4 protein-coding genes are annotated in these 3,138 nt (G+C 47.9%); 3 read left to right on the forward strand and 1 reads right to left on the reverse strand.

The window, feature by feature from the left end:
- The first annotated feature begins 183 nt into the window (after positions 1-183).
- Positions 184-954: a hypothetical protein gene (locus KDK14_RS06430; protein ID WP_257264191.1), complete on the forward strand. Its 771-nt coding sequence runs from the start codon at positions 184-186 to the stop codon at positions 952-954.
- 85 nt (positions 955-1,039) lie between these two features.
- Entirely contained in the window at positions 1,040-1,531 is a 492-nt protein-coding gene (locus KDK14_RS06435; protein WP_257264192.1) for a hypothetical protein, read from the forward strand.
- 63 nt (positions 1,532-1,594) lie between these two features.
- On the opposite strand, the gene rpe is transcribed toward KDK14_RS06435, so the two are convergent.
- Positions 1,595-2,272, reverse strand: a complete 678-nt coding sequence (rpe, locus tag KDK14_RS06440) for a ribulose-phosphate 3-epimerase (RefSeq protein ID WP_257264193.1) — start codon at positions 2,270-2,272, stop codon at positions 1,595-1,597.
- A gap of 359 nt (positions 2,273-2,631) precedes the next feature.
- Here rpe and KDK14_RS06445 point away from each other — a divergent pair, with 359 nt between their 5' ends.
- Positions 2,632-2,985, forward strand: a complete 354-nt coding sequence (locus tag KDK14_RS06445; RefSeq protein WP_257264194.1) for a c-type cytochrome — start codon at positions 2,632-2,634, stop codon at positions 2,983-2,985.
- The last annotated feature ends 153 nt before the right edge of the window (positions 2,986-3,138 follow it).

Below are 3,138 nucleotides of genomic sequence, written 5' to 3' on the forward strand. Positions count from 1 at the left end.
GGACGCCCAGTCGGGCGCCATTCTCGGACAGCCTCCTGGAATCCCGGCTTCTGAAAAGATTCCTGGCTCTTAATGAAGCATTACTGCGGCTGTTTGTTACCGATTCTGACCAATTTGTCAGTTTATCCAGTTAATGAACAGGGTACGTTCTTGATATGGTTAAAATTATGCAGAGAGGGGCACATGATAGGAAATGGAGATTCCACCCATACCCGGGGATTAGTGGTGCAGGCTCAAGGCTTGACTCAGACCAATATCAATAATCCAGAAGCAGCACTTGGCCGACGTTCACATGAAAGTAACGGGTCGCCAACGATCAGGAAAAAAATCGCCGATTACCTTATTTGCAGGCCTATGGTTTATATCTGTAATAAAGTATTGTCAATTTATTTGAAAATTGCACTATGCAGGAAAGGGGCAATTGATCGCTCGGAAACATTACTGAGTTCGGAAGAGACAGAAAAGGTAACCAGGTTCCTGAGTGAATTGCATACTTGTGCCAGTAATATGATACAGACGCTTGATATTAATGAAGTGAGGGAAAAGGTTAAGACGTCTTTCACAGATCTTGAGCTGATGGATAGAAGGGGCAAGTGGACTCAGGAAATATTTGAAATAATCAGTAGCAACTTATCCGATGATATTTCGCAGGAAGCAATAGAAAAGGCAGTCAGCGAGGTTTTCAGGAATATCAAGGACAATGATTATTTGATGCGTGCAATTCATAACATCATTAATGTCTGTGAAACGAACGAAGGCATGCTCGAAAAGGGCAAAAATGAAATTATTCATGAACTGGCATCGGTATTGCCATTTGCTCTGGCGCTTAATTTACTAACCAAGGCACAGATTCAAAATGCTGAAGTCCTGGAAGCGTGTATTCATTTGTGGAAAAACAAGCGAAAGAACATGGGGGGGGGCTATCAGAGGGCTGGGTTTCAAAAGAGCGATTAAGCTCATCTCCGTTGAGAAGCCTATTGTGAAGATATTGAAAGGTCGAAAGAAACGAAATTATCCCCATTCGCTGGGGCGTTGTATTTTGCCCTTTAATATCCTTGAAGCCACCGCCGTTGAGGCAGCCACAGGCTGTCACGAAAATGCCTGTGCAGGCTTGACCCTGGCCCGGCATCATCCGGGAAAATACACCCGGCATGCTTCTGAGTTGGATGAGCAGGGGCTGGAACCCCTGTTTAATTATCCGATGCCGAAGCAATGGAGTGATCTCTACGCATCCTGGAATTTGCGGTTCTGCGTCACCAACAAGGAACGAGCCGAACTGCTGAGTAAGTTGCTGATACCCCCGGTGAGTGGTTATCAGGGTAAGCCCGAGGCCTATATAGTGCGTCGGGCATATGCGTTATATACCACGCTTAACTATCTGATTTTCAGATCTGAGAAGCCGAATCCGGTACCCGTTCTGCCAAAGGTTGTGGAGCAGGTATGGGGACACAACAATCGGGTTTGTTCGCGTCTTTACCAGCGCAAGGTAACTTCGCAGGCAACTGATTGGAAAATGGCAGTGGCTGCATGACCGCCGGATATTTTATCAATTCTCGCGGAATACTCCATCCATCCGCTGAGTGGTGAGAGGATGTCAAAAAGCCACGACCTCAGCCAGCTCGGAGCGCATTCGCGTCACGACATCCTGATAATTGTCCGCACCAAAAATGGCTGAACCGGCAACAAAAGTATCCGCACCGGCCTCGGCAATCTGGCGGATATTGCTGGCTGAAACACCACCATCTACCTGAAGACGGATATTCAGCCCGATATCATCAATCAGTTTGCGGACCCTGCACAGTTTTTTCAGGGTAGATGGGATAAACTTCTGACCCCCAAAACCGGGGTTGACCGACATCAACAGGATCATATCCAGTTTGTCCATCACATACTCAAGTAGATCGGGTGATGTTGCCGGATTGAGCACCAGTCCGGCCTGGCAGCCTCCTTCGCGAATGAGTTGCAAGCTGCGATCAATATGTTGAGATGCTTCCGGGTGGAAGGTAATCATACTGGCACCGGCTTCAATAAAATCACCGATGATACGGTCAACGGGGCTTACCATCAGATGAACATCGATGGGAGCGGTGATGCCAAACTTTCTCAGGGCTTTGCATACCATGGGGCCAAGGGTGAGGTTCGGGACGTAATGGTTGTCCATGACATCAAAGTGAATCCAGTCCGCTCCGGCGGACAGAACATGATCGACCTCTTCGCCCAGACGGGCAAAATCTGCAGAAAGGATACTTGGGGCAATGATAAAATCGCTCATGGTTATCTGCCGGTGTGTGATTTTTGGCGATTGTAGCGGTTTGACAGGGTTCTGTCAGGTGCAGCTGACATGAGATGCATGACACTTCAGGCTCATTTTCCGGAAGAGACTCGGGCTTGCAACGAAACGTCATCAGGCTCTAAGATGCATGGGCGAGCGTAGGAGAATTGGGTATTCAAATTCCAATCTATCCATTACCCCTGGAGGCTGTCCGAGAACAGACTGCCCTACTGGGGTGGCAGAAAATTGGTCTAAGGAGTCGGAAATTTTCTGCCGTCCTCGCTACGGGCGCTATTCTCAGACAGCCTCCTGGCCACCTTACCGCTGATCCCTTAAATTCAAGTGAAACTGACATCCCTATGAAAATAACCCTGAACATCAAGAAAATAGTATTAGCCACTGTTTTTTTGCTGGCTGGGTGCACCGATCAGCAGTCCACCACTCAAATTCAGCCGCCGCCCAAACACCTTGAAGCAGCACAGGCAAAAGCAATGCAACTCTGCGCGGGATGCCATGGTCCAACCGGTATCGGTACCACACCACTTAACCCTAATCTGGCCTGTCAGAAGAAAGACTATATGGTCAAGCAACTGCAATACTACCGAAACGGCACTAGAGCTACTCACCAGCCGATGAGTAATATCGCCAGGCTGATATCAGAAGAAGAAGTTGAGAGTATTAGCGAGTGGTACTCAATAACAGGATGCTTATAAATTCCCTGTCAATCGGGATTTTCCGTTAAATTTAACAAACCCGGATGCCGCAATTAAAACCTGTTTACTATCCATCAGGCCGTGATCTGTTAACTTTTCCAGGAGGCTGTCCGAGAATAGCGCCCGTAGCGAGGATTGCGAGAAATTGAGGCT

The sequence above is a fragment of the Endozoicomonas sp. ONNA2 genome, assembly GCF_024606365.1.
Classification (GTDB): Bacteria; Pseudomonadota; Gammaproteobacteria; order Pseudomonadales; family Endozoicomonadaceae; genus Endozoicomonas.